This is a genomic window from Micromonospora sp. NPDC005324, from assembly GCF_040607155.1.
Classification (GTDB): Bacteria; Actinomycetota; Actinomycetes; order Mycobacteriales; family Micromonosporaceae; genus Micromonospora; species Micromonospora trifolii.
In genome coordinates, this window is sequence record NZ_JBEXGE010000006.1 from 37,369 (window position 1) to 62,384 (window position 25,016).

The 25,016-nt window shown below is 71.2% G+C and carries 27 protein-coding genes; 17 read left to right on the top strand and 10 right to left on the bottom strand.

All coding sequences use genetic code 11. From position 1 onward, the window contains the following. The first annotated feature begins 193 nt into the window (after positions 1–193). Together ABZS40_RS08165 and ABZS40_RS08170 are read left to right on the top strand one after the other, a co-directional pair. Entirely contained in the window at positions 194–2,296 is a 2,103-nt protein-coding gene (locus ABZS40_RS08165; protein WP_354942624.1) for a M14 family zinc carboxypeptidase, read from the top strand. 89 nt (positions 2,297–2,385) lie between these two features. Continuing rightward, on the top strand, positions 2,386–3,060 hold the full coding sequence (locus ABZS40_RS08170; RefSeq protein ID WP_354942625.1) for a fasciclin domain-containing protein: 675 nt from the start codon (positions 2,386–2,388) through the stop codon (positions 3,058–3,060). A gap of 6 nt (positions 3,061–3,066) precedes the next feature. Here ABZS40_RS08170 and ABZS40_RS08175 read toward each other — a convergent pair whose 3' ends face one another. Then, on the bottom strand, positions 3,067–4,062 hold the full coding sequence (locus ABZS40_RS08175; protein ID WP_354942626.1) for a tyrosine-type recombinase/integrase: 996 nt from the start codon (positions 4,060–4,062) through the stop codon (positions 3,067–3,069). Positions 4,063–4,122: 60 nt separating this feature from the next. Between ABZS40_RS08175 and ABZS40_RS08180 the strand changes: the two genes are divergently transcribed. Both ABZS40_RS08180 and ABZS40_RS08185 read left to right on the top strand, forming a co-directional pair. Next, positions 4,123–4,314, top strand: a complete 192-nt coding sequence (locus tag ABZS40_RS08180; RefSeq protein WP_354942627.1) for an AAA family ATPase — start codon at positions 4,123–4,125, stop codon at positions 4,312–4,314. 25 nt (positions 4,315–4,339) lie between these two features. Continuing rightward, complete coding sequence (locus ABZS40_RS08185) at positions 4,340–5,101, top strand: hypothetical protein (protein ID WP_354942628.1); 762 nt, start codon at positions 4,340–4,342, stop codon at positions 5,099–5,101. A 112-nt stretch (positions 5,102–5,213) separates the two neighbouring features. Here ABZS40_RS08185 and ABZS40_RS08190 read toward each other — a convergent pair whose 3' ends face one another. Next, positions 5,214–5,996, bottom strand: a complete 783-nt coding sequence (locus tag ABZS40_RS08190; protein ID WP_354942629.1) for an alpha/beta hydrolase — start codon at positions 5,994–5,996, stop codon at positions 5,214–5,216. Between the two features lie 7 nt (positions 5,997–6,003). Between ABZS40_RS08190 and ABZS40_RS08195 the strand changes: the two genes are divergently transcribed. Next, the gene (locus tag ABZS40_RS08195) at positions 6,004–6,912 is read left to right on the top strand and encodes a PhzF family phenazine biosynthesis protein (RefSeq protein ID WP_354942630.1); all 909 of its coding nucleotides are present in this window, start codon (positions 6,004–6,006) and stop codon (positions 6,910–6,912) included. A gap of 99 nt (positions 6,913–7,011) precedes the next feature. On the opposite strand, the gene ABZS40_RS08200 is transcribed toward ABZS40_RS08195, so the two are convergent. Both ABZS40_RS08200 and ABZS40_RS08205 read right to left on the bottom strand, forming a co-directional pair. Continuing rightward, positions 7,012–7,719 (bottom strand): family 20 glycosylhydrolase, encoded by a 708-nt coding sequence (locus ABZS40_RS08200; RefSeq protein WP_354942824.1) that lies wholly within the window; start codon positions 7,717–7,719, stop codon positions 7,012–7,014. Between the two features lie 9 nt (positions 7,720–7,728). Further along, the gene (locus ABZS40_RS08205) at positions 7,729–8,097 is read right to left on the bottom strand and encodes a transposase (RefSeq protein ID WP_354942631.1); all 369 of its coding nucleotides are present in this window, start codon (positions 8,095–8,097) and stop codon (positions 7,729–7,731) included. Between the two features lie 209 nt (positions 8,098–8,306). Between ABZS40_RS08205 and zwf the strand changes: the two genes are divergently transcribed. After that, positions 8,307–9,686 (top strand): glucose-6-phosphate dehydrogenase, encoded by a 1,380-nt coding sequence (zwf, locus tag ABZS40_RS08210; protein ID WP_354942632.1) that lies wholly within the window; start codon positions 8,307–8,309, stop codon positions 9,684–9,686. 54 nt (positions 9,687–9,740) lie between these two features. Here the strand turns inward: zwf and ABZS40_RS08215 are convergent, their stop codons facing one another. After that, the gene (locus ABZS40_RS08215) at positions 9,741–10,418 is read right to left on the bottom strand and encodes a TetR/AcrR family transcriptional regulator (RefSeq protein WP_354942825.1); all 678 of its coding nucleotides are present in this window, start codon (positions 10,416–10,418) and stop codon (positions 9,741–9,743) included. 101 nt (positions 10,419–10,519) lie between these two features. Between ABZS40_RS08215 and ABZS40_RS08220 the strand changes: the two genes are divergently transcribed. The 3 genes from ABZS40_RS08220 (at position 10,520) to ABZS40_RS08230 (ending at position 13,773) form a co-directional block, all read left to right on the top strand. Beyond that, entirely contained in the window at positions 10,520–11,947 is a 1,428-nt protein-coding gene (locus tag ABZS40_RS08220) for a DHA2 family efflux MFS transporter permease subunit (protein ID WP_354942633.1), read from the top strand. Positions 11,948–12,220: 273 nt separating this feature from the next. Next, positions 12,221–13,651, top strand: a complete 1,431-nt coding sequence (locus tag ABZS40_RS08225) for an OFA family MFS transporter (protein ID WP_354942634.1) — start codon at positions 12,221–12,223, stop codon at positions 13,649–13,651. After that, positions 13,648–13,773, top strand: a complete 126-nt coding sequence (locus ABZS40_RS08230; RefSeq protein WP_256443348.1) for a hypothetical protein — start codon at positions 13,648–13,650, stop codon at positions 13,771–13,773. Before ABZS40_RS08225 ends, ABZS40_RS08230 begins: the two co-directional genes overlap by 4 nt. Before the next feature lie 42 nt (positions 13,774–13,815). Here ABZS40_RS08230 and ABZS40_RS08235 read toward each other — a convergent pair whose 3' ends face one another. Next, positions 13,816–14,544 (bottom strand): SDR family oxidoreductase, encoded by a 729-nt coding sequence (locus ABZS40_RS08235; RefSeq protein ID WP_354942635.1) that lies wholly within the window; start codon positions 14,542–14,544, stop codon positions 13,816–13,818. 89 nt (positions 14,545–14,633) lie between these two features. On the opposite strand from ABZS40_RS08235, the gene ABZS40_RS08240 reads away from it, so the two are divergent. The 3 genes from ABZS40_RS08240 (at position 14,634) to ABZS40_RS08250 (ending at position 16,751) form a co-directional block, all read left to right on the top strand. Next, positions 14,634–15,467 carry a patatin-like phospholipase family protein gene (locus ABZS40_RS08240; protein ID WP_354942636.1) on the top strand — a complete coding sequence of 278 codons (834 nt, stop codon included), beginning with the start codon at positions 14,634–14,636 and terminating at the stop codon, positions 15,465–15,467. 60 nt (positions 15,468–15,527) lie between these two features. Further along, on the top strand, positions 15,528–15,989 hold the full coding sequence (locus ABZS40_RS08245; protein WP_354942637.1) for a peroxiredoxin: 462 nt from the start codon (positions 15,528–15,530) through the stop codon (positions 15,987–15,989). An 84-nt stretch (positions 15,990–16,073) separates the two neighbouring features. Continuing rightward, positions 16,074–16,751 (top strand): hypothetical protein, encoded by a 678-nt coding sequence (locus ABZS40_RS08250; RefSeq protein ID WP_354942638.1) that lies wholly within the window; start codon positions 16,074–16,076, stop codon positions 16,749–16,751. A gap of 6 nt (positions 16,752–16,757) precedes the next feature. Here the strand turns inward: ABZS40_RS08250 and ABZS40_RS08255 are convergent, their stop codons facing one another. Further along, on the bottom strand, positions 16,758–17,210 hold the full coding sequence (locus tag ABZS40_RS08255) for a MarR family winged helix-turn-helix transcriptional regulator (protein ID WP_354942639.1): 453 nt from the start codon (positions 17,208–17,210) through the stop codon (positions 16,758–16,760). Positions 17,211–17,307: 97 nt separating this feature from the next. Between ABZS40_RS08255 and ABZS40_RS08260 the strand changes: the two genes are divergently transcribed. Then, positions 17,308–17,748 (top strand): MarR family winged helix-turn-helix transcriptional regulator, encoded by a 441-nt coding sequence (locus tag ABZS40_RS08260; RefSeq protein WP_354942640.1) that lies wholly within the window; start codon positions 17,308–17,310, stop codon positions 17,746–17,748. Positions 17,749–17,875: 127 nt separating this feature from the next. On the opposite strand, the gene ABZS40_RS08265 is transcribed toward ABZS40_RS08260, so the two are convergent. The 3 genes from ABZS40_RS08265 to ABZS40_RS08275 all read right to left on the bottom strand — a co-directional run bounded on the left by ABZS40_RS08265 (position 17,876) and on the right by ABZS40_RS08275 (position 21,655). Further along, on the bottom strand, positions 17,876–19,063 hold the full coding sequence (locus tag ABZS40_RS08265) for a GNAT family N-acetyltransferase (protein ID WP_354942641.1): 1,188 nt from the start codon (positions 19,061–19,063) through the stop codon (positions 17,876–17,878). A 166-nt stretch (positions 19,064–19,229) separates the two neighbouring features. Beyond that, positions 19,230–20,228, bottom strand: a complete 999-nt coding sequence (gene cydB / locus ABZS40_RS08270; protein ID WP_354942642.1) for a cytochrome d ubiquinol oxidase subunit II — start codon at positions 20,226–20,228, stop codon at positions 19,230–19,232. Between the two features lie 14 nt (positions 20,229–20,242). Beyond that, on the bottom strand, positions 20,243–21,655 hold the full coding sequence (locus ABZS40_RS08275; protein ID WP_354942826.1) for a cytochrome ubiquinol oxidase subunit I: 1,413 nt from the start codon (positions 21,653–21,655) through the stop codon (positions 20,243–20,245). Positions 21,656–21,808: 153 nt separating this feature from the next. On the opposite strand from ABZS40_RS08275, the gene ABZS40_RS08280 reads away from it, so the two are divergent. From ABZS40_RS08280 to ABZS40_RS08295, 4 genes are all read left to right on the top strand, one after another. Continuing rightward, entirely contained in the window at positions 21,809–22,582 is a 774-nt protein-coding gene (locus ABZS40_RS08280; RefSeq protein WP_354942827.1) for a lysophospholipid acyltransferase family protein, read from the top strand. 76 nt (positions 22,583–22,658) lie between these two features. Then, a complete protein-coding gene (locus ABZS40_RS08285) occupies positions 22,659–23,501 on the top strand; it encodes an SDR family NAD(P)-dependent oxidoreductase (protein WP_354942643.1) in 843 nt (280 codons plus the stop codon). A 96-nt stretch (positions 23,502–23,597) separates the two neighbouring features. Continuing rightward, positions 23,598–24,173 carry a hypothetical protein gene (locus tag ABZS40_RS08290; protein ID WP_354942644.1) on the top strand — a complete coding sequence of 192 codons (576 nt, stop codon included), beginning with the start codon at positions 23,598–23,600 and terminating at the stop codon, positions 24,171–24,173. Between the two features lie 67 nt (positions 24,174–24,240). Then, positions 24,241–25,008: a glycerophosphodiester phosphodiesterase gene (locus ABZS40_RS08295; RefSeq protein ID WP_354942645.1), complete on the top strand. Its 768-nt coding sequence runs from the start codon at positions 24,241–24,243 to the stop codon at positions 25,006–25,008. Positions 25,009–25,016 lie beyond the last annotated feature (8 nt).

Here is a 25,016-nt window from a genome sequence, read left to right on the forward strand (position 1 = left end):
AGGTCGACTCGGCTTCCTGAAAGCCGGGGCCTCACCGTGTCCCGGAGACCGCGCCGTTTTGAAAACCGAGTCGATCAAGGGTCGGCGGGGGAGCGGACCACCGAGTCGCAAGATTCCCTCAAGATCATTGCATCGACGGACTTCGACGATCATGCTGGTCGACACGCGCCACGATCACCTCGTCGGAGGCCACATGAGACGCCAGCGACCCACCCTCATCGCCGTGTCCACCCTCATCGCCATCACCCTCACCACCGCAGCACCAACCCCCGCCAACGCCGCACCACCCGACCAGGTCACCGCCCTCACCGCCCACCAGGCCGACGGATACACCACCCTCGCCTGGCAACCCGTCGACGGCGCCACCGACTACCAGATCGAACGCACTCCCGTCGACGCCGACAACACCCCCACCGGCGCACCCACCATCGTCGGCATCTGGCGACCCAACCGCCAGATCAACCAACACGCGCCCACCTTCGCCGACTCCGGCTACAACCCCGGCGACACCTTCCAATGGCGCGTACGCGCCCGCACCGGCACCACCGAACAGCCCTACTCCGACCCGGTCACCGCCACCACCACAGCACCCTGGGGCAACCCCACGACCCTCGGCGAGCAACTGCGCACCGGCTGGGAGACCACCCACGCCGCGCAGTACACCAGCGACACCGACGAGTACGCCTACACCGCCGCCATCGACGCCCTCAGCGACCGCGTCCGCGTCGTCGAACTCGGCCGCACCGTCCAGAACCGACCCATCAACATGATGGTCATCGGTCACCCCATCCCGGCGGCCACTCCGGAAGCCGTCGCCGCCACCTCACCCGTGGCCATCAACTGCAACGTGCACGGCAACGAACCGGGCGACCGCGAAGCCTGCCTCATCATGGTCCGCCAACTCGCCTTCAGCACCGACCCCCGCATCACCGACCTGCTCAACCACACCACCGTCCTGATCGTCCCCACCATCAACGGAGACGGCCGCGCCAACAACACCCGCGGCAACTCCACCGGCCAGGACCTCAACCGCGACTACTCACTGATCCGCCAGCCGGAGACCACCGCGTACATCACAATGGTCCGCGACTACCGACCCGTCGCCGGCTACGACGGCCACGAGTTCGGCAACTCCCGCGCCGGCGACCTACCGATGCTGCCACCCCGACACCAGAACGTCGCCCAACCCATCTTCGACCAGTCCCAGGACATGATCGAAGGCCACATGTACGCCAAGGGCGCCGAAGCCGGCTGGTGGGCCTGCCCCTACGGCTGCGAAGGCGGCGGCAACGTCGGCCTCAGCGAGGAAACCATCCTGCGCAACACCCTCGGACTCAAGAACGTCACCAACTCCCTGCTGGAACTGCGCAGCTCCGGCGGCCAGACCCGCCCCGACGAGGGCAACACCGCCAACAACCGACGCCGCAAGACCTACTCCGCCCTGTGGACGTTCCACCAGTTCCTCGACTACCACCGCGCCGACCGCGCCGACATCCTCGCCTCGCGCGCCGAGGCCATCGAAACCCAGGCCGCCAACACCGGCCGGCTGGTGTTCCGCGGCTCCCGCCCCATCCCCGCCCACCCGGCACCGCACCCCGGCGACAGCCCACCACCAATCGACGCGCCCCCCGCCGACCTGATCCTCGACAACGCTCCCTGCGCCTACAAACTCACCGACGCGCAGTACAACGGTGCCCGCACCGACGGACCCGGTGGCGTCGGCACCACCGTCGCCCAGCGCATCGCCGCCCACGGCTGGAAGGTCATCACGATCGGCGACGACCACTACGTCCCCCTCAACCAACCCGAACGCGGCCTCATCCCCCTGCTCCTCGACACCAAGGGCGTGGAGAGGCTGACCGACGGCGAACGCATCTATCCCACCCTCACCGGCCGCCGCAACGGACCCCTGACCGTCACCGGCTTCACCTGCGCCGACGACGCCACCATCAACGGCCCCGTCACCGTCCGGGCCGGCGCGGCGCTCGTCACCACCGCAACGACCATCAGCGGCCCCCTCACCGCCACCGGCGCCGCCGGCATCCTCCTCGCCGACAGCACCATCAACGGCCCCGTCCGCATCACCACCACCACCGACGCGATCTCCATCATCGACGCCACCATCGCCGGCCCCGTCGACCTGTCCGGCAACACCACCGGCACCGACGCACCCGTGCTGGCCGGCACCACCATCCGCGGCCCCCTCAGGTGCACCGGCAACAACCCCACCCCGCACAACCTCGGCATCGCCAACACCGTCCACGGCCCCCGCACCACCCAGTGCGCGGCACTGTGACCGACAACTAGCGAGCCGTCACGCCGGCGGCGCGGGCCGACACCCGCGCCGCCGGGTCACCAGTCACCCCCGCACTCGTGGAGGACGCCGTGTCGCACCCCGCCACCCCACCGCGACACCCCCGACGATTCCGCGGACCGCACGCCGCTCGGCGCGTCCGACGGACGCTCGGCCTACTCCTGCCAACCCTGCTGCTGGCCGCCTGCACCGCCAGCCCCGCAACTCCCCACACCGATGCCGCACCCCAGGTCACCGGGCCACTCTGCGCCGCCCTGCCCACCGGCACCGAACCCGGCAACCCGAGCTTCCTCGCCGGCCAACCCGTCGAGGCGGCGCTGCGCTGGATCCCCACCCTCACCACGTTCGAAGCGGCAGTGCGCACCAGCGGCGTCCTCACCGACCTGCCCGCCGGCAACGGCGTCACCCTCCTGGCGCCCTCCGACGACGCCTTCGCCGCCACGTTCTCCGAGGACAACTGGGACGACCTCATGACCCACCACACCGACCAGCTCCGCACCCTGCTGAAAGCACACCTCATCACCGGAGCCCACCCGATCGCCGACCTCACCACCGCCGGCACCGCCACCACACTCGACGGCGTCACCATCACCGCCACCCGCACCGGCCCCACCGCCCGCCTCGACGACCGCGCCGACACGGTCTGCGCCGACTACCAGGCCACCAACGCCCGCATCCACATCATCAACGCCGTCCTCGGCCCCCTGCCCGTCACCGCCGACAGCACCGGCCACCGCGCACACTGACCACACTCATCCGGGCGGTACCAGACCCGCCAGCGCGCGGTTGGTCCGGTTGGCGCGGACCGCGTCACGCTGCTGCCCGGCCGTCACCTCGATGTACGTCTGCGACGACGCCAACGACGCGTGCCCCAACAACCGCATGATCTCCGCCGCGCTCGCACCGTCCTCCGCCAACCGGGTCGCGAAGGTGTGCCGCAGCGCGTGCAGCCGCGCACCACGCGGCACCCGGTCGCCGATGCCCGCCCGCCGGTAACACGACTCGACGAGATACTGCAGGCCACCACGGCGCAACGGCTCACCGCGCCGATCCACCAGAAACGGCGAGTCGGCGCGTACCGACCGCGAACCGAAGCGCCGCACCCGACTGTCCAGGTAGTCCCGCAGCACCCGGTCCAGATCCGCCTCGATCGGCACCACCCGAGGCCGCCCGCCCTTGCCCGTCACCTCGACCCGCCGCTCGCCGGGCCGGCCGCCGAGCGAGTCGACGCGCAACGCCAGCAGCTCCGACAGGCGCAGCCCGGCGCAGAGCGCCACCGCCAACACCGCCACGTCCCGCTCCGGCCACGGGTCACGTTGCCGCCCGTCGTCGCGCGCTGCGGACGCGAGCAGCACCTCGGGGGTGTCCGCGCCGCGCAGCGGCTTCGGCTGGGGGAGTAGCGCCCGGGGCCGCCCGACCGCCGGCATCGGGTTGCCCGCCACGAACCCGTCAGCGACCAGGAACGTGAAGAAACTGTTCCAGGTGGACCAGGCCCGATGCACCGACGCGGGCGCCCGGGGGGCGGCGAACCGGGCGAAGGCCGCACGCATCACCCGGGGGGAGAGGGCGGTGATCGACAGCGCGTCCAGGGGCAGGGGAGGGGTGGCATCGTCCGCGACCAGGCTGGCCACCGTGCGCAGATCCCTGCGGTACGCGGCCAGGGTGTGCGGGGAGGGCTTGCGGGTGGCCCGCGCGGTCAGGAACTCCTCGATCAGCACCGCGAGCGATTCGTCCTGTTTGTCATGCATAAGGGATATTATGCAGCATTTTCGGGTTTCCGGGAAGGGGGCCGAAAGAGGGGGGAGAAGATGCCAGAACCCCGGCGATACGTCCTCACCGGAGCACCCGGCACCGGCAGGACAACCATGATCGAGGCGCTCCACCGAGGGGGACACGCCACCGACCGAGAGGCCGCCACCGACCTCATCTCCGAGAGGCAGGCACAGGGGTACGCCGAGCCGTGGCACCAGCCGGACCGGTGCGGACACGGGTGGCCCTGATCGAGAAACACGTATCGTGCGCGACATGACGTCGCCCGTTGCCACCTGCCCCGAGTGTGGTCAACCCGGCACACCCACCGTGTACCGAGATCCGAACGATCCCATGGCCTGGGTCTGTCCCGAGGGGCACCGGTGGCGGGCGACCGACCGACCCGGGTGGTCTCCATGGGCATCGCCCACCGCCGTCGCCGCACCCCACGACGCCATCAACACCACCACCCGGACCGACCCCGCCCAGGTCGACAAGGACGGGCGGCACTGGCGAATCGGCACGGCCGGCGACGTTGCCTGGCTCGCCGGACGCACCACGCAGGGCTTCTCGGTCACCACGGCGATCCCGCCGGTGTTCGAGGCGTACGGCACCTTCCACCCGCCCGCCGGGGTCGGCTTCGACGCCCACGAACGCGCGGTGATCGACGAGTTGGTGTCGTGCACGCCGGACCAGCCCTGGTGGCTGGGCTTTCTCGACACCGGCGCCCACGACGTCGTCTTCCCGTACGCCCCGAGGGTGTCCCTCTACGGGGACTGGCCCTACGTGTTGGTCGAGGCCGGGCCCGAACAGGCTCTCACCTGGCGCGTCGGTCACATGCGCGGCGACGGGGCGTTGCCCGACCTGTTCTTTCCGGCGGATCGATCCTGGCTCGTCTCGGCCCTGTGGGACGACACCTGGACCGACATCGGCGCCGACGTTGCCGTACTGACGGCCCTGCGACGCAACCCGCTGGTCAACGCGCGCCTCGTCGGGCCGGACGAGGACGCGTGTCCGCCCGGCCTGACGCGCGAATAACCCCTGTCGGGAGGCCGTGAGGGGACCCCCGGAACACGTTACTTTACATAATGCGCATTATCGAATCGCACTCGTTGTGCTGGCGGGAGGGGTGCGGGTGCCTGCGCGCGGTTTAGTCTCGCGTGCGGCGCAGCCAGTCCTGTGTGAGCGATCGCAGCAGCGCGGGTTGTTCGTACGGCAGGTAGTGTCCGGCCGCGTCGATCACCGTGTAGGTGCCTCGGGGGAAGCGGCGCAGGGCGCGGAACTGGTCGGCGTACCCGACGATCCGGTCCTGCCGGCCGGTGATCACGCTGACCGGGCCGTCGAAGACGAAATCGGCGTTCTCGTCGGGTAGGGCGAAGTCGCTGCCGGTCTGCAGCTTCTGTTGAAAGGTCTCGTCGCCGGGGCCGCCGGAGTTCAGTGCCGCGAGCACCGTCGCGACGACGGCCGCTCGGCGGTGGCCCAGGGCCGCGTCGAGGTGTGCGTGCAGGGCCGCGGGGGCGTCGTCGAGCCAGCCCGTGGGCGCGTCGAGCGGTGGGTCGGCGGGCAGGTCGCGGCTGTCGCGGGCGATGGTGACCCCGGGGCAGACGAGCAGCAGGCCGCGGACGAGGTCGGGTCGTTGACGGGCGATGCCGGTGGCCAGGTACGCGCCGTAGGAGCCGCCGGCGAGCAGGACTGGGGCGTCGAGGTGCTGGCCGAGCCATGCGCAGACGGTGTCCAGAACCGCCTGGGATGTGGGTGGGCAGTTCGCGGGGGTGTCTCCGTGGCCGGGCAGGTCCAGGTAGATCTCTCGCAGGCCGGTGCCGGCGAGGGCGGGGCTGAAGGCGGCGGCCATGGCGGCGCGGGTCATGCCGAACATCGGTAGGCACACCACAGGTGGTCCGGTCTCCGCGGATTGGTCGGCTGCCAGGTTCATGGTCGAGATGTTAGTGAGAGTGTTGGGTGTGGTCACCATCGTCAGCGCCTGCCTTCGGGGCGGGCGTGGGGGCAGTCCGACCTCGGTCGTCGACGAGTCCCTCTCCCCCGCGTCGGACGCCGGTCACGTGTGGAGCGACGCTGAACGCAGCCGGTTGCCGGCCCGGATGGGCACGTCGCATGCCGTGTTCGTGGGGCCAGTCGTGGGCGACGAGCCGGTGGACCTGCGGTTCTTCGCGGCGGAGGGTGAACTGCCCGCGTGTGGGCACGCGACGGTGGCGGCGGTGGCATACCTGGCCGGGCGTCGTGGTGGTGGTGGTGGCGAGCACGAGTTCAGGCTGCGGGTGTCGGGGCGTACGTTCGTCGGTCGCGCGGCCCGCGACGGTGACCAGATTCGTGCCGCGTTCGATCCGGGTCCGGTGGCGGTGCGGGACGCGACGTCGGTCGAGAGCGGCCTCGTCGTCGATGCTCTCGGTGTCGCTGCGGGCACCGTGCTCTCCGGGGCGTGTGTGGCCTCGGTGGGGCGGGCGCGGATGCTGGTGCCGATCACCACGCCTGCTGCCGTCGTGGCCGTCGACCCTGACCTCGACCGGCTCCGCGCGGTGTGCGACCAGTTGGGGTTGCTGGGCTGCTACGTCTATTCGGCGCCGACGCGTTCTGGTGCTGTGGTGGCCCGGATGTTCGCGCCGTCGATCGGGGTTCCCGAGGACATCGCCAATGTGAACAGCACCGCCTGCCTGGCCGCTCGCCTGGTCGGTGGCGGCGTCACCGGGTTGACCGTGGACATGGGTGACGTGCTGGGTGAACCGGCGACGATCATCGCCTCTGCCCGTCCGAGTTCCACCGGGCCGCGGGTCTTGGTGGGGGCCGCCGCGGCGGTGGTCCGTACGGTGTCGTATCCGCCTCTCGCCGGCTGACGGGGCGCAGTGCTCGGTGGAAACCCTGCGGTCGCTGACCGTTGTGGGCACCGGCCGGGTCGGCCGGTGCCCACGAACAGCGGGTGAGGTGGGTACGGGTCAGATCCAGGGCACCTGCGGGGATGGGTAGAAGTTGACCTGTTGCAGTCGCCAGCGGGGTGCCTGCTCCCCCAGTCGGTTTCGGAACGATTCCCAGTCGTGGCTGGCGGAGGTGGACCAGCCGAGTTCGGCGATCGCGGGTAGGCGGGGGAAGGCCATGTATTCGATGTCGTCCAGGGTGCGCAGCGTTTCGGACCACAGTGGGGCCTCGACGCCGAGGATGGCGTTCTCGCCGACGCCGGTGACGCGGGTGGCGGGGTCCCAGCCGTAGGCGTCGGACACCTCGATCAGGCCGGCCCAGCGCAGGCCGAGGCGGGTGTTGGCGTCGTACTTCATGTCCAGGTAGGACTTGTTCCCTGGCGACATGATGATCTTGTTGCCGCGGGCGGCGGCTGCGGCAAGGCTGGCGTTGGTGGTGCCGGTGCCCCAGAACTGGGCGACGACGTCGGTGGACAGGTCGGCCTGGGTGATCTCGTTCCATCCGGAGGCGCGCTTGCCGTACTTCGCGACCAGGGGCAGGACCCGGTTCATGAAGGTGCGGTAGTCCTCGTCGGTGGTCGCGTGGGCTTCGTCGCCGCCGATGTGCAGGAACGGTCCGGGGGTGATGGCGGCGAGTTCGCGGATGACGTCCTCGACGAATCGGTAGGTGAGTTCGTCGTTGATGCAGAGGGAGCTTTGACGCCCTCTCCGCCCTGAAGGGGTGGAGATTCCGGTCTGCTACGCCCCCGAAGGGGCAAGCTCCCGGCGGGTTACCGCTTCCCTGCGCGGTGCCGGCACGGGTGCCGGTCTTACCTGCGCTCCGCGGTCGTTGAGGTCCGCCCGTGCGGCGGCCCTGATGTTCCTGGCGGCGTTCACGTCTCGGTCGTGCAGGCCGCCGCATGGGCAGCCCCACGTCCGGACGTTGAGCGCCATCTTGTCGTTGATCCGGCCGCAGTCCGAGCACATACGGGTCGACGGGAAGAACCTGTCCACCCGGGCGAAGGTGCGCCCGTACCGGGCGGCCTTGTACTCCAGCATGGCCGTAAACTGCGACCACCCAGCGTCGTGCACCGACTTCGCCAACCGTGTCCGGGCGAGACCGGTCACGCACAGGTCCTCGTCATGATCGACGTTCGTCGATTAGAGTCGCAGGTTACCGGCGTTCCGCCTGTACTGTAAACCTTTCTTAACATAAGGGCTCGTCGAGACAGTGTTGTCGCCGACCTCACGTACGCCGCACGCTGGGGAATTCCTGGAGTGGGTCGTGCCGTTGTCCGTTCGGAAGATCAGGTTCGGATGATCGAATGGGAAGTGCCATGCACATGCGCTCAGACGCGGTAGTGCTGTTCGGCGTCACGGGAGACCTCGTCTCGAAGAAGCTCTTTCCGGCGCTGTACGAGTTGACCCGGCGCGAGCGCCTCGACGTTCCGGTGATCGGCGTGGCCCGCTCCCCCTGGGATGATGAGCAGCTGGTCACCATGGCCCGCAAGTCGGTCACCGAGGCCGATGACGAGATCGACGACGAGACCTTCGATCGGCTCGCGGACAACCTTTCGATGATCTCTGGCAACTACGCGGACCCGACGACGTACCAGCGGCTGGCTGAGCGGCTGCGCGACGCCGAGCGGCCGGTGTTCTACCTGGCGATCCCTCCGGCGGTGTTCGGTTCCGTCGTCGAGGGCCTGGCGGCCGTGGGTCTGGCCGACCGGGGTCGGGTGATCGTGGAGAAGCCGTTCGGGCGTGACCTGGAGTCCTCCCGCGAGCTGGATCGCACACTGGGCGTGGCCTTCGCGCCGGAGCGGGTGTTCCGCATCGACCACTACCTCGGCAAGGAAGCCGTCGAGGGTCTCTACGCCTTCCGGTTCGCCAACCGGCTGTTCGAGCCGCTGTGGAACAACGAGCACATCGACAACATCCAGGTGACCCTCGCCGAGGGTTTCGGCACGCAGGGCCGGGCCGGCTTCTACGACACGGTGGGCGCGACCCGGGACGTGCTGCAGAACCACATCCTCCAGGTCGTCGCGTTCATCGCGATGGAGGCGCCCGCCAGCGACGACACCGCGGCGTTCCGGGAGGCGGAGGCCGCGGTGCTGCGGCAGGTCGCGCCGCTGTCGCCGGACTCCACGGTCCGGGGGCAGTACGCCGGCTACCGCGACGAGCCGGGCGTGGCGGCGGCGTCGAACACGGAGACGTTCGTGGCGACCCGGTTGACGGTCGACTCCCCCCGCTGGGTGGGCGTGCCGTTCTACCTGCGCACCGGTAAGTCGCTGCCGGGGACGGCGACGGAGGTCGTGGTCGAGTTCAAGCAGCCGCAGCGCTCGCTGATCCCCGCCGAGCGGGGCACGGCGGGGGCCGCGAATCTGCTGCGTTTCCGCCTCGGCCGCGGTGACGGCATCACGATGTCGATCCAGGCGAAGAGCCCGGGTGCTGAGGTGGCGAGCCGCCCGGTGGACCTGTCCGTCGACTTCGGCTCGGCCCTCGGTCGCCGGCAGGAGGCGTACGAGCGGCTGCTCGACGACGCGATGGACGGGCAGCACCTGCGCTTCGCGCGTGCCGAGACGATCGAGCAGGAGTGGCGCATCGTCGAGCCGATCCTGGATCTGCCGACGGCGGTGCAGTCGTACGAGAAGGGCAGCTGGGGTCCGGCGGACGCCGACGCGCTGGCCGGCGGCTGGCACCTGCCGGTCCTGCGGTAGCGGCGGGCCGAGACCGGGCCGCAACAGGGCTCTCACCTGGCGGTGCGGGTGGGATCACCCGGTGGTGCGGGTCGCCGGGCGGATGCCGCGGATGCCGGCGACGGCGAACTCGATGCCCAGGTCGTAGTAGCCCTCCCGGTCGCCGCAGAGCGTGAGCGCGTCGGCGGCGGCGAGGACGTGCGGAAAACGCTGCGGTGCCAACGCCTGCAGCGCCGCCCGCTTGGCGCGGACGGCGTCGTCGCGGATGTCCGGGTCGCTGCTCCCCATGGCGCCAGGTTCGGTGGCGACGAGGGTCACCAGGGAGCAGAGGGCCTGGCTGCCGATCTCGGTGGCCTGCTCCGGGGGGTAGCCCGCCCCGTGGAGCAGGGCGAGGATGCGCTCCACCAGGATCAGGCCCGGCTCGGACAGCAGGATGCGCGTGGGGACGAGCCCGGCGACGGTGGGGTGTGGGCGTAGCGCGGCGAGGCAGGCGGCCAGGATGGCGCGGACCTGCTCGTCCCAGGGCTCGGTGGTCGGCTCGGGCAGGCGGATGTCGGCGAGCATTCGCGCGGCGAGCGCGTCGAGCAGGTCGCCCTTGTCCCGGAAGTGCCGGTAGAGCGCCATCGGGGTGACGCCGTGTTCCTGGGCCAGCCGGCGGATGGTGATCGCGGACAGGCCCTCAGCGTCGGCGATGCGCAGTGCGCTCGCGACGATCGCGGTGGGGTCGAGACGCTGCGGGGTGTCCTTGCTCATACTGACCACCAGGCCAGTGTACTACGTACACACGTCGGTATACGTTGTAGATGTACGGCGTATACCGCGTCGTGCGACGTCCTCTCTCCGATGGGGTAGGCATGCGACGTAGTCCCTGGGCAACTCTGGCGGTGCTGTCGGTGGCGCAGTTCATCGTCATCCTCGACGTGACGATCGTGAACGTGGCGCTGCCCAACATCCAGAGCGACCTGAGCTTCACCGCTGACGACCTGCAATGGGTGATCAGCGCGTACACCCTGCTCTTCGGTGGTTTCCTGCTGCTCGGCGGTCGCGCCGCCGACCTGCTCGGCGCCCGCCGGATCTTCATCGTCGGTCTGGTGCTGTTCGGGGCGATGTCCCTGCTCGCCGGACTCGCGACCTCGCCCGGCCTGCTGATCGCCGCGCGCGCCGTGCAGGGCCTGGGCGGCGCGTTGCTCTCCCCCGCGGCGTTGGCCATCCTCACCGTCACGTTCGCGCACGGACGGGAACGCAACATCGCCATGGGCATCTGGGGTGCCCTCGCCGGGCTCGGCGGCACCCTGGGCGTGGTGGCCGGCGGCCTGCTCGTCGACGCGCTGAGCTGGCGGTGGGTCTTCTTCGTCAACGTACCCATCGTCATCGCGCTCGTGGCGATCGTGCCGACCTTCGTGGCGGCCGTGCGGCACTCCCAGCCCGGCCCCCGGACCTTCGACGCGCTCGGCGCGGTTCTCGGCACCACCGGTCTGCTCGCCGTGGTGTTCGGCGTGGTCAGGGCGGAGTCGGCCGGCTGGGGCTCGGCGCAGGTGCTCGCCACCCTCATCGGTGGGGTCGCGCTGCTGGCTGTCTTCGTCGGCGTGGAGGCGCGCTCGGCCGCGCCACTGGTGCCGCTGCGGCTGTTCCGCTCCCGGGCGCTGAGTGTCTCCAGTGGGGCGTTGGCGCTCAACGGCGCCGCGTTCCTGTCGATGTTCTTCCTCACCGCGATCTACCTGCAGCAGGTACGCGGCGCCTCGCCGCTGACCGCCGGCCTGCAGTTCCTGCCGATGGGTGCGACGGCCATCGCCGGCGCCGCCCTCGCCACCCAACTGGTGCACCGGCTCGGCACCCGCACCCTGCAGATCATCGGCGCGCTGCTCAGCGTGATCGGCCTGCTGCTGCTCAGCGGGGCGAGCGCCACGGGCTCCTACACGAGCGAGCTGCTGCCCGGTTTGCTGCTGTTCGGTCTGGGCATCACCACGTTGGGCGTACCCGCCCAGATCTCCGCGATCTCCGACGTCGAGCACCATGAGGCCGGCGCCGCGTCCGGTGTGGTGACCGCGGTGTACCAGGTCGGCGGCGCGCTGGGGTTGGCCATCGTCACCACGCTGTCGGTCACCCACGTCACCGACGCGCTCGGTCGCGGCGCCGGTCAGCAGCAGGCGCTGGTCGACGGGTTCCACCGTGGGCTGTTGATCGCCGCCGTCTTCGCGATCGTCAACCTGGCCATCTCGCTCGCCACGCCGCAACTGCGCCCCGACGCCGAGCGGGTCGCCGAGGCGGCGGTCGCGGCCTGAGCCGGCGCGCCCTCGGAGGCCGGTCCGCCGGGCCTCCGAACGGCAGGGTGATCGACTCGGTTTTCAAAGTCGGGGTGTCGCGGAGGGCCTGATACCGCGACACCCCGGAAAGCCGAGTCGATCACGCGGCACGGGGACGCGCGCCGCGCGGACGCTGACTGACCGCTCAGCTCAGCGGAACGACCGTCCGGCGACGGTGAGGTTTGCCGCTTGCGAGTGGTGTGGGCACGTTGGGTGCGACGTTTCTCGTCCTCGTCGGAGAGGAAGCAGCTCATGCTTTCCGCACTCGATCGTCGGCACACCGTCGCGCCGCCCGGCTACAGCCGGTGGCTCATCCCCCCGGCGGCGTTGGCCATCCACCTCTGCATCGGTCAGGTCTACGCGACCAGCGTCTACAAGAACTCCCTGATCGCCCACTTCGACACCAGCCAGACGGCGATCGGGGTGATCTTCAGCATCGCGATCGTGATGCTCGGGTTGTCCGCCGCGGTCGCCGGGACCTGGGTGGAGGCGAACGGGCCGCGGAAGGCCATGTTCGTCTCGGCCTGTTTCTGGGCGGCGGGTTTCCTGGTGGGCTCGCTGGGCATCGCCACGAAGCAGTTGTGGCTGCTGTATCTGGGCTACGGGCTGCTCGGCGGCATCGGGCTGGGCATCGGCTACATCTCCCCCGTCTCCACCCTGATCAAGTGGTTCCCGGACCGGCCGGGCCTGGCCACCGGACTGGCGATCATGGGATTCGGTGGTGGGGCGATGGTCGCCTCTCCCCTGTCGCGGCAACTGCTGTCGTTCTTCGACGCCGGCTACGACCCGACCAACGCGGGGTCGACGGCGTCGGGCAGCGCCCTGGTGTGGCTGTTCGTGACGCTCGGCCTGGGCTACTTCGTCATCATGATGTTCGGGGTGGCGAACGTGCGGGTGCCGGCGCGGGACTGGCGGCCGGCCGGCTTCGACCCGGGCAGCGTGGCGGCGAAGCCGCTGGTCACCACGGCGAATGTGTCGGCGGCGAACGCGGTGAAGACCCGCTCGTTCTGGCTGCTGTGGGTGGTGCTGTTCTGCAACGTGACCGCCGGCATCGGCATCCTGGAACAGGCCAGCCCGATGATCCAGGACTTCTTCCGCGACAACGGCACCTCGGCGGTGACCGTCGCGGCGGCCGGCGGGTTCGTGGGTCTGCTGTCGCTGTTCAACATGGCCGGCCGGTTCGTGTGGTCGTCCACCTCGGACATGATCGGCCGCAAACCGATCTACCTGGTGTACCTGGGTGTCGGCATGGTGCTCTACGCGCTGCTGGCGCTCGTCGGGCAGACCTCGACGGCCCTGTTCGTGCTGTTGGCCTGCGTGATCCTGTCGTTCTACGGCGGTGGTTTCGCGACGGTGCCGGCGTACCTGCGGGACCTGTTCGGCACCTTCCAGGTCGGTGCGATCCACGGTCGGCTGCTGACCGCCTGGTCGGCGGCGGGGATCGCCGGTCCGCTGATCGTCAACGGGTTCCTCGACGCGCAGGGCGAGCCGGGCTCACTGACCGCCGCGGCGTACCGTCCGGCGCTGTTCACGATGGTGGCTGTGCTGGCCGTGGGCTTCGTGGCGAACCTGCTGGTACGGCCGGTGCCGCAGCGCTACCACGAACCGTCGACGGAGCCGACCACGCATCAGGATCAGAACGTGGACGAGGACACCACGGCGCAGAGGAGTGGTACGCGATGAGCGAGGACAGCCGACCCGGGCAGCAGGCCCGGTTGTGGATCTCCTGGTTGGTGGTGGCGGCGCTGCTCGGCTACGGGGTCGCCCAGACCGTCATCACGGCGGCGAAGCTGTTCACCCACTGAGGTGCGCGCGGGGTGCCGTCGGGCGGCACCCCGCAGCACCAGTCAGAGACCGCCGGAGACGCGCAGCACGGTCCCGGTGGCGTACGAGGCGTCCAGGCCGAGCAGCCAGGCGATGGCGGCGGCGATCTCGTCGGGTTCGCCGGCGCGGCCCAGCGGGATGCGACCGGCGGCGGAGTCGGCGCGGTCGGGCACCCCGGAGTCGGCGTGGATGTCGGTGCGCACGATGCCGGGGGCCACGGCGTTGACCCGGATGCCCTTCGGGGCGAGTTCCTTGGCCAGGCCGACGGTGAGGGTGTCGGTGGCGGCCTTCACCGCGGCGTAATGCACGTACTCCCCCGGGCTGCCGAGGGTCGCGGCCGCCGACGAGACGTTGACGATCGCCCCGCCGTCGGTGAGCCGTCGGGCGGCCTGCTGGGCGCAGAGGACGTAGCCGATGAGGTTGACGTCGACGACCCGGCGCAGGTCGTCGACGCGCAGCTCGGTGAAGGGCCCGATCAGGCTGGTGACGCCGGCGTTGTTGACCAGGCCGGTGAGCGGGCCGAGTTGGGCGGCCGCGTCGAACAGGGCGTGCACCTGCTCGGGGTCGGTGGTGTCGGCGCGTACCGCTAGGGCCTGGGCGCCGGCGGCCCGCAGGTCGGCCAGGACGGCGGTGGCGGCGGCCTCGTCGCGGCGGTAGCACAGGGCGACGTGGTGACCGGCGGTGGCGAGCCGACGCGCGGTGGCGGCGCCGATGCCCCGGCCGCCGCCGGTGATGACGGTGACGGGTGCCACGGTGCCTCCCGGGGAGTCTCGACGGCTGCGCGATGGTCGTGCCGACGCTACCGTGACCGGCGCGGGTCGGTCGTCGAGAGGAGAGTCACATGCGGCGGGCGTTGGTGCTCGGTGGTGGCGGGGTGACCGGGGTGGCCTGGGAGTTGGGGCTGCTGGCCGGGTTGGTCGAGCGGGGTGTGCCGGTCACCGAGGCGGACCTGGTGGTGGGTACGTCGGCGGGTTCGGTGGTCGGCGCCCAGGTGTGCTCCGGGTTGTCCGTCGAGCGTTTCTACGCCGAGCAGTTGGCGCCGCCGTCGAGTGAGCTGGCGGCACGGTTGGGCTTCGCGGCGCTGGCGCGGCTGATCTGGGCCGGTGGTCGGACCCGCGACGCGGTGCGCTCGCGGGCGCGGATCGGGGCGATGGCGGTGGCGGCGCGCACCCCGTCGGAGGCGTCGCGACGCGCGGTGATCGAGGCCCGTCTGCCGGACCGGGAGTGGCCGCGGCGGCGGCTGCTGGTCACGGCGGTGGACGCGTCGTCCGGTGAGTTCGTGGTGTTCGACAGCGACAGCGGGGTGTCCCTGGTGGACGCGGTGGGCGCGAGTTGCGCGGTGCCCGGGGTGTGGCCGCCGGTGACGATCGGCGCGCGCCGCTTCGTCGACGGCGGGATGCGCTCGACGGTGAACGCGGACCTGGCGGCGGACGCGCGCAGGGTGCTGGTGCTCGCGCCGACGTCGGCGGCGTTCGGGCCGATGCCACGGCTGTCGGCGCAGGTGGACGCGTTGCGAGCGGCCGGGTCGCGGGTGGTGGTGCTGACGCCGGACGCGGCGGCGCGCACGGCGATCGGCCGCAACGTGCTGGACCCGGCGCGCCGCGCGGGCGCGGCGCGGGCCGGGCGGACCCAGGCCGACGTGGTGGCCGACGAGGTGGCAGCGCTCTGGGCGTGATCGCTTACGCTCACCGCGCGGCCGATCCGACAACGGTCGATCGGACAATGGAGGTGCGCGGTGGCGGGTGTGGGTGTCGGCGACGTGGTGCGGGATTTCGAGCTGCCGGATGAGACGGGCACGCCGCGGCGGCTGTCGCAGTTCCTGGCGGCCGGGCCGGTGGTGCTGTTCTTCTACCCGGCGGCGATGACCCGGGGGTGCACGGCAGAGAGCTGCCACTTCCGCGACCTCGCGGCGGAGTTCACGGCGCTGGGCGCGACGCGGGTGGGCATCAGCCGCGACCCGGTGGCGAAGCAGGCCGAGTTCTCGAAGCTGCACGGCTTCGACTATCCCCTGCTGTCGGACGCCGACGGCGCGGTGGCGCAGCAGTTCGGCGTCAAGCGGCGGGTGCCGTTGGGGCCGCTGAGCATGAAGCGGATGACCTTCGTCATCGGCACTGACCAGCGGGTCATCGAGGTGATCCACAGCGAGGTCAGCATGAACGAGCACGCGGACCGGGCGCTGCGGGCACTGGGCGGCTGAGCGGGGCGTGAGCCCCGTGCGGCGGGTGTCGCAGTCGGCTGGTATCAAGACAGCAATCAAACAGGTGTACGGAAGAGGGTTGTGATGGATGCCGGCCAGGGTTTGTCCACTAGCGAGGTGCAGAGCATCCGGGAGGCGTTGGCGGCCGGGCGTAAACCGCGGGTGGTGTTCACCGCGGCGGCGGGGCAGATCGCCGGTCAGGTCGGTCAGGTGATCGAGCTGACCGACCCGGAGGTGTCCGACGAGTTCGTGGTGGTGCGCTTCGGCCGCGACGAGTTGCCGTTCTCCCCCGCCGACCTGGCCGTGGCGCCCAAGGGCGTCACTCGCCGGGTGGCGGAGCCGAAGCCGGAGCCCGAGGCGCCCGCGGTGGCCGCGCCGGAGTTCGTGTTGGACACGCCGCGGGTGCCCGCGCAGCGACAGGAGGAGCCGAAGGTGGAGCCGACGGAGAAGCCGCCGGCGCGGCGGGCGGTCAAGGCCGTCAAGCCGAAGGGGCCCGCGGGTCTCACCGTGACCCTGGCGTACGCCGACGGTGAGTGGACCGTCGCCGCGCAGCAGGGCAGCAAGGCCCTGGCGAAGCCGTACGTGGTGAAGCCGGCGGAGGCGTTGAAGATGGTGGCCCTGGTCGACGTGCCGGGGGTGCAGGAGGCGGTGGAGCAGATCCTCGGCACCGAGCGGGCCGAGGCGGAGCAGCAGGCCGGGAAGCTGCGCGCCGAGCTGGCTGAGATCGAGGCCCGGCTGGCGGAGCTGCGCGAGGCCCGCTGAGGCGGGTCAGCGCCGGCTGTGGTGGTGCAGCAGTCGGGTGAGCAGTCGGGTCAGCTGCTCGCGCTCGGTGGCGGACAGCGGGGCGAGCAGGTCAACTTGGACGCGATCGAGGGTCGCACCCATCGCGCGGGCCTCGTCGGCGCCGGCGTCGGTGGCGCTGATGACGTTGCGGCGGCGATCGGCCGGGTCGGGGGCACGCACCACGAGCCCTCGGCCGGCCAGGTCGTTGATGGCGGCCACCACGTCGCTGCGGTCGATGCCGCAGCGCCGGCCGAGGTCGGCCTGGCTCGCGGGCCCCTTTCCGGCCAGGGTGGCGAGCAGCCGGTAGTGGTAGCCGCGCAGGTCGTGCGCGGCGAAGCCCTCGCTGAGCAGGCGGGCGGCGTGAGCGGCGGTCTGGTTGAGAAGCCAGCTCGCTGTGGTGCTGAGCCCGGCGGGTGACTGCGGGGCCGCGTTGTCCATGCGGCGCAGCCTACCAGTAATCGTTGGCGCGACCCACGATCGGGTGTTACGTTGGCTCGACCAACGTTGGTTCAGCCAACGTATTGAAGGAGGCGTCATGTCCACCGTCCCCACCCTCAACGGCCAGGTCATCGGCCATGCCCACTACGCCACCCGGGCCCTGCTCGAACGGGCCACCGCTCCCCTCGGCGTCGAGTTCAACCAGTTGCTCGCCCTCAACGTCCTCGCCAACGGCCCGGCCGAACGCGCCCACCTCACGCACCGCATCACCAGCACACTCAAGGTCGACGAGCAGGAGGTGCAACGGGTGCTCGCCACCCTCGTCGACGCGGACCTCGCCGAGACCGACCACGACGCCGACGCACCACGGCTGCGGCTCACCGACGCCGGTCACGCCGTGCAGACCCGCATCGCCGCCGCCGTCGCGGACATCAGCGCCCGCCTCTACGCGGACATCCCCACCGACGAGGCGAGCGCCGCCGCCCGGGCGCTCACCCTCATCACCCAGCGCGCCAACGCCGAACTGGCCGCGACCTGACGGGCACGAGCCCGCCGGTGCGCGGCCCGATCCTGCCGGCCCGCGCGCCGGGTCCGGCCAACCTGTCGGCGGCCCGCGCGCCGGGTCCGGCCAACCTGTCGGCGGCCCACGTGCCGGGCCCGGTCGGTCAGAAGTAGTCGAGCAACTGCGCCGGGCCTCCGACGCCCAGCAGGTCCAGGGCGGCCGGGTCGGTGTCGCCGGCACAGAGCAGCAGGCCGGCCTGCGCGACCGACCGGGCGTGGGCCGCTCCGGCGTAGAGCAGGGCGAAACCGCGTACGTCCAACCGCAGCTCCGCCTCGCCGTCGACGCGGGTCAGCTCGGCGGCGCCGTCGGCGACCGTCAACCGCCAGGTGCCGGTGTTCCACTCGGCGAGCGGGTCGGTGAGGTGGAAGTCGACGGCGCCCCGGGCGTGGATCGGCCACCCCCGCGCGCTCACCGCCCGCGCCACGTCCACCGGCCGGTGCATCCACAGGTCCCGCTCGTGCTCGCGGGCCGACTCCAACGGCAGGTGGACGCTGACCGCGTCCCCGTCGAGCGGGCACAGTCGCAGGGTCGGCGCGACGCTGGCCCAACTGCCGAGCACCCCGACGAGTTCCCGGGCGGCCTCGGTGGTGACCGCCAGGGCCTCGTCGACGGTGAGCACGGAATCGGCCCCGTATCCGCGGCCCCGCTGCCAGGTGGCGTAGCCGACCAGGTCGCCGCCGGCCTCGACGAGGGTGACGCCGTCGCCGGGCAGGCCGCGGTCGGTGGCGTCGAACAGCTCACCCCGGCGGGTCAGCATGCCGTTGCGGTGCCGGGTGACCCGCTCGTACAGGTCGTCGACGGCCGGCAGGTCGGCGGGCGTACCGGCCCGGACGGTGAGGTGTGACGCGGGTCGGTGCCGGGGCAGCGCGGCGGTGACCAGGTCGACGGTGCGCAGCACCCCGGCGGCCTCCCACCCGCAGGCCCGGTACGGGGCCGCGACGGTCGGGTAGAGCGCGCTGATCGCCGCCCCACGGTTCCGGCCACCGCGTAGCAACGCGGTGAGCAGGGCGCGAGCCACGCCACGACCCCGGGCCTCGGGGGCGACCGCCACCCCGGCCACGTCGGCGGCCGGCACCGCCCGCCCGGACCACCACTGGTCGTGGTGCAGGTCGACCGCCTTGCCGACCAGCCGGCCGGCGTCGTCGAACGCGCCGTAACGGGTCAGGCCCGGCACCGGCGCGGACGCGGGCGCCGGGCGCTGCGGGTCGGAGCCGAACGCGAACCGGCCCAGTTCCCAGGCGGCGTCGAGGTCGTCGGCGGTGAGTTCGCGGACGTGCACAGTGGCAGGCATCGGCACACCGTAGCGAGACAGCTCCCCACCAACAGCGCATTTACCGCCGGCATGATCGACTCGCCACGCGATCTTGCAGTTTCTGTGGTGGCATACGGGGCACTCCACGCATCACGGCGACCGAAACTGCAAGATCGACGAGGTGGCGACCCCGCACCCCTGTCGGTCAGTGCTGCGGGATGTTGGCCACGCCGATGCGCTTGCGGAACACCCAGTACGTCCACCCCTGGTAGGCCAGCACCACCGGAGTGAAGATCACCGCCACCCAGGTCATGATCTTCAGGGTGTACGGGGTGGACGCGGCGTTGGTGGCCGTCAACGTGCCCGCCGCGTCCAGCGTGGAGGGCAGCACGTTCGGGAACAGCGCCGCGAACAGGGTCGCCACGGCCAGACCGATCGCCACGGCGGTGCCGGTGAACGCCCAGCCCTCCCGGCGTACCCGGGCAGCGGCCAGCGCGCCGAGCAGGGCGAGGGCCGCGCCGACGGCGAGCACGACGGCGGCCGCGCTGGAACGGATGGTCAGCGTCCAGGTCAGGAACCCGACCGCGAGCACGGCGGCGCCCACACCCAGGCGCACGGCGAGCGCGCCCGCGCGCTCCCGGATGTCTCCGGTGGTCTTCAGGGCGAGGAACACCGCGCCGTGGGTGAGGAACAGCGCGAGGGTGGTCGCGCCGCCCAGCAGGGCGTACGGGTTGAGCAGGTTCAGCAGGCCGCCGACGTACTCGTGGTCGGCGTCCAGTGGCACGCCGCGCAGGATGTTGGCGAAGGCGACGCCCCACAGGATCGCCGGTAGCAGCGAGCCGACCACGATCGCCGCGTCCCACCGGCGCTTCCAGGACGCCTCGGGGCGCTTGTGCCGGTACTCGAAGGCGACCCCCCGGGCGATCAGGGCCAGCAGGATCAGCAGCAGCGGCAGGTAGAAGCCGGAGAAGAGGGTGGCGTACCACTCGGGGAACGCGGCGAACATGGCGCCACCGGCGGTGATCAGCCACACCTCGTTGCCGTCCCAGACCGGGCCGATGGTGTTGATCAGGACGCGGCGTTCCCGGTCGTCGCGGCCGAGCACGGGCAGCAGCATGCCGACGCCGAAGTCGAAGCCCTCCAGGATGAAGTACCCGGTGAACAGCACGGCGACGAGGAGAAACCAGATGGTGGTCAGTTCCACGATGGGCTCCGGGATCAGTAGGCGAAGGCGAGCGGGCGCTCGGCGTCGTCGGTGTCGTCGGTGGGGGGTTGCTCGCTGACGTCCGGCACGCCGGCCTTGGCGTAGCGCAGCAGCAGCTTGACCTCGATCACGGCGAGGGTGGCGTAGATCAGCGTGAAGGCGGTGAACGAGGTGAGCACCTCGGCCAGCGAGACGCTGCGGGACACCCCGTTGCGGGTGAGCATCTCGCCGAAGACGATCCACGGTTGGCGACCCATCTCGGTGAAGATCCAGCCGAAGGAGTTGGCCAGCAGTGGCAGCACCGGCATGGCCAGTCCGGCACGCAGCAGCCACCTGCTGCTCGGGGTGCGGCCCTTGCGCTGGCTCCAGAGCACCAGCAGGGCGATCGCGCCGGCCGCCATCCCAAAGGCGATCATGAAGCGGAAGCTCCAGTAGGTGACGGGGATGATCGGGGTGTAGCTGCCCGCGCCGTACTGGGTGGCGTACTGCGCCTGCAGGTCGTTGATGCCGTGCACTGTGCCGTTCGGGTCACCGGTGCCCAGGTACGACAGCAGGTACGGGATCTTGAGGGCGAACACCTCGCGGCTGCCGTCCAGGCTGCCGATGGTGAGCACGGAGAACGAGGCGGGGCTCTCGGTGGTGTAAAGGCCCTCGGCGGCGGCCATCTTCATCGGCTGCACGTCCGTCATGATCTTGCCCTGGATGTCGCCGGTGAACAGCACGGCCGCGGAGGCGACCAGGACCACCCAGGAGCCGAACTTGGTGGCGAAGCGGTACGCGCCAGTGTCGGCGGAGTCGCGGTTGCGGATGACGTGCCACAGGCCGACCGCGACGATGAGCGACCCGGCGACCAGGAACGAGCCGGCCAGGGTGTGCGGGAAGGTGATCAGGGCGACCTTGTTGGTCAGCACGGCCGGGAAGTCGGTCAGCTCGGCGCGTCCGCTGTCGGGGTTGATCCGGTAGCCGACCGGGTTCTGCATGAACGAGTTCGCGGCGAGGATGAAGTAGGCGCTGAGGTTGGTGCCGATCGCGGCGGCCCAGATGCTGGCCAGGTGCGCCCGCTTGGGCAGCCGGTCCCAGCCGAAGATCCACAGGCCGATGAAGGTGGATTCGAGGAAGAACGCGACGAGCGCCTCGATGGCCAGGGGTGCGCCGAAGACGTCGCCGACGAAGCGGGAGTAGTCGCTCCAGTTCATCCCGAACTGGAACTCCTGCACGATGCCGGTGACCACGCCCATGGCGAAGTTGATCAGGAACAGCTTGCCGTAGAACTTGGTGAGCTTGAGGTAACGCTCGTTGCCGGTGCGGTGCCACATCGTCTGCAGGATGGCCACCAGCACGGAGAGGCCGATGGTCAGCGGCACGAAGAGAAAGTGGTAGACGGTGGTGACACCGAACTGCCAGCGGGCAACGTCCAACGCGTCCACCTGAGAACCCCCAACCATCCGTACTACGAGACGTAGTAAATACTACTGCTCGTCGTAGAAGGCGGGGCGGCCCGCACCCTCCCGGAACCAATGACCCTGATCACCCCGACCCGCCCTCGCGGCCCCGCCGACGCGTGCGACGATGGCGCGCTGATGGACACCGCACACACCGCCTGGCAGCCGCCGCTGATCTGGCGCGCAGCCCTGCTGCTGGCCCGGGGCCTGGTCGGCCTGCTCGCCCGCCTCGAGGTCACCGGCGACGTCCCGGCGCACCTGCGTCGCGGCCCGCTGGTGCTGACCGCCAACCACATCAGCCCGTTCGACCCGGTGGTCATGGCCGCCGCCTGCCACACTCGTGGCATCGCTCCGCGGATCATGGCGACCGCCGGACTGTTCCGCGTCCCGGTGTTCGGCGCCGCCATGCGTCACGCCGGGCACATCCGGGTCGACCGGGGCACCAGCGCCGTGCACCGGGCCCTCGACGACGCCGCCACGGCCGTCGCCCGCGGCTCGGCGATCCTCATCTATCCCGAGGGGCGCATCGGCCTGGACCCCGGCCTGTGGCCCGAACGCGGCAAGACCGGCGCCGCCCGACTGGCCCTGGCCTGCGGCGCCCCGGTAGTCCCGGTCGCCCAGTGGGGCTCGCACGAGGTGCTGCCCTACCAGGCGCCCCGCGGAATGCTGCGCGGCATCGCCCGCTCACTGTGGCGTCGACCGGTGATCCGGGTGCACTTCGGCACGCCCGTCGACCTGGGTGAGACGGCGGCCACCAACCCCGGCGCGGCCCGCCGCGCCACCGACCGGATCATCGACGCGATCACCGACACCCTCGCCCCGCTGCGCCCCGACGAGCCGAACCTGCCCCGCCACGTCGACCCCGGCCGCCCCAGCGATCCCAGCCGCGCCCACCGGCGCGAAGCGAGCTGACGGTCGGACGGATTCGGCCCGATCAACGACACGTGACGGCAAGGTGGAGGACACCACCGCTAGGAGAGGCAGACACATGGGCGAGCAGACCGTGCTGATCACCGGCACGTCCACGGGCATCGGACTGGAAATCGCGCTCGGCTGCGCACGCGCCGGCTGGCGGACCGTCGCCACGATGCGCGACGTGAGCCGCGCCGAACGGCTGCTCGCCGCCGCCGACACCGCCGGAGTCGCCGACCTGATCGACGTACGCCGGCTCGACGTCACCGAACCCGGCGCCGTGGATACCTGTGTCGAGGAGGTGACCAGCACATACGGGCGGCTGGACGCGGTGGTCAACAACGCCGGCGCCGGGCACCTGGGCACCCTGGAACAGGAGAGCATCGACGACATCCGGGCGGTCATGGAGGTCAACTTCTTTGGCGTGCTGCACGTCAGCCGCGCCGCCCTGCCGCACCTGCGGGCCAGTCGCGGCCGGCTGGTCACCGTCTCCAGCGTCGGCGGCATCCTCGGGCAGCCCTTCAACGAGGCGTACTGCGCGGCGAAGTTCGCCGTCGAGGGATTCATGGAGGCACTCGCCCCACTCGCCGCGACCACCGGCGTACGGGTCACGCTCGTCGAGCCGGGCGCGGTGGCCAGCGAGTTCATCGCCAACGTCGGCATCGACGCCGACGCCGCCATCGACGCCGCTGGCGTGTACGGGCCGGCGCTGCGTGCATACCTGGCCCGGACCGGGCAGGCGTTCGCCGCAGCGCAGTCGCCTGCCGCCGCAGCGGCGGTGGTGGTCGCCGCGCTGGGCGATCCGACACCGCCGGTACGGGTACAGACCTCGGACGCTGCTCGGACATTCGTCGGAGTCAAGCTCGCCGACCTGGACGGCGGGGCGGTTTCTCGGACAACCGCCAGTTGGCTCGTCTGACACCGAGACGAGACGCTCCGACTCCTGGGGCGCTGACCGGGTACGGCTCAGGTGCCCGGGCACCTGAGCCGTACGGGCGAGGGGGACAATGATCATGTGTCGCGTCGCCCTCTCGTCCTCGTCGCAGTGGTACTCCTCGTCGTCGGCGGCATCGGCTACGCCGGGCTGCGGACGGCGTACCACCACGCCAGGGACCAGCGGGACCTCGCCGACCTGACCAGATCGTCACCGTGGCCTCGGGGCCAACTGCTGATCCCCGACGGCGTGACCCGCTCCGGCGCCGTCGGCTGGCTGGAGCGTGGCGGCCTCGACATCGCCTACCCGCTGCGTACCGCCGATGGCGGCGCCGTACCCGTGCTCTGGCGGTTGCGTGTGCCGCACCCCGCGAGCGGGCTGCCCGACGGCGTCGACTGCGGCTCGCCGCGGCTGCGCACCTGCACCGACCTGGGCGGCGGGAGCACGCTGATCGTGACTCACGAGACCGACAACAGCGACCCGTCCGTCGCCCTCTACCGCACCGACGGCGCCACGGTACGGGCGATCGAGGTGCAGGGGCCGGAGCCGGTCGGCGTCGACGAGTTGACCGCCGCGCTCACCCACGCCCACCGGCCCAGCGACGCCGAACTGCTGGACCTGTTGCGCCACGACGGCTACCAGACCGACTGGAGCTGAGGCGCGAGCGGGCGACAGACGCCGGCCGGCCACCCGCCGGCCACCAACCGCAGGCATACTGCCTCGCGTGTTGACCCGATTCGGCTACCTCGACGCGCCGGCGCCGCTGGCGTTCGCCCATCGTGGCGGCGCCGCCGAGGGCGACGAGAACACCACCGAGGCGTTCGCCCGGGCCATCGGGCTGGGCTACCGGTACGTGGAGACCGACGTGCACGCCACCGCCGACGGCGTCGCGGTGATCTTTCACGATCCGACGCTGCGCCGGGTCACCGGTGAGGCGGGGAGCATCGCCGAGATGAACTGGGCGGACCTCGCCTCGGTACGGGTCGGCGGCGCTGCCGTCGTACCCCGGCTCGACGAGGTGTTGGGGGCGTGGCCGCAGGTCCGCTTCAACATCGACGTGAAGGCCGACGGCGGCGTCGCGCCGACGGTCGCGACGGTGACCCGGGCCGGCGCCGGCGACCGGGTGCTGCTCGCCTCGTTCAGCGACGCCCGGCTGACCCGGTTGCGCGCGCTCACCGAGGGACGGGTCGCGACCAGCCTGGGCATGCGCGGCGTCGCCCGGCTGCGGCTGGCCTTCCTGCACGGGCGTCCGCTGCGGCTGCCGCCGTCGGTGGTCGCCGCGCAGGTCCCGCCGCGCTACGGGCGGGTGCCGGTGGTGGACCGCCGGTTCCTCGACTACTGCCACCGCATCGGCCTCCAGGTGCACGTCTGGACGATCGACGAACCAGCCCAGATGCACGAGTTACTGGATCGTGGCGTGGATGGCATCATGACCGATCACGTCGGCGTGCTGCGCGACGTCTACCGCAGCCGCGGCCACTGGGCCGCCTGAGGATCGAA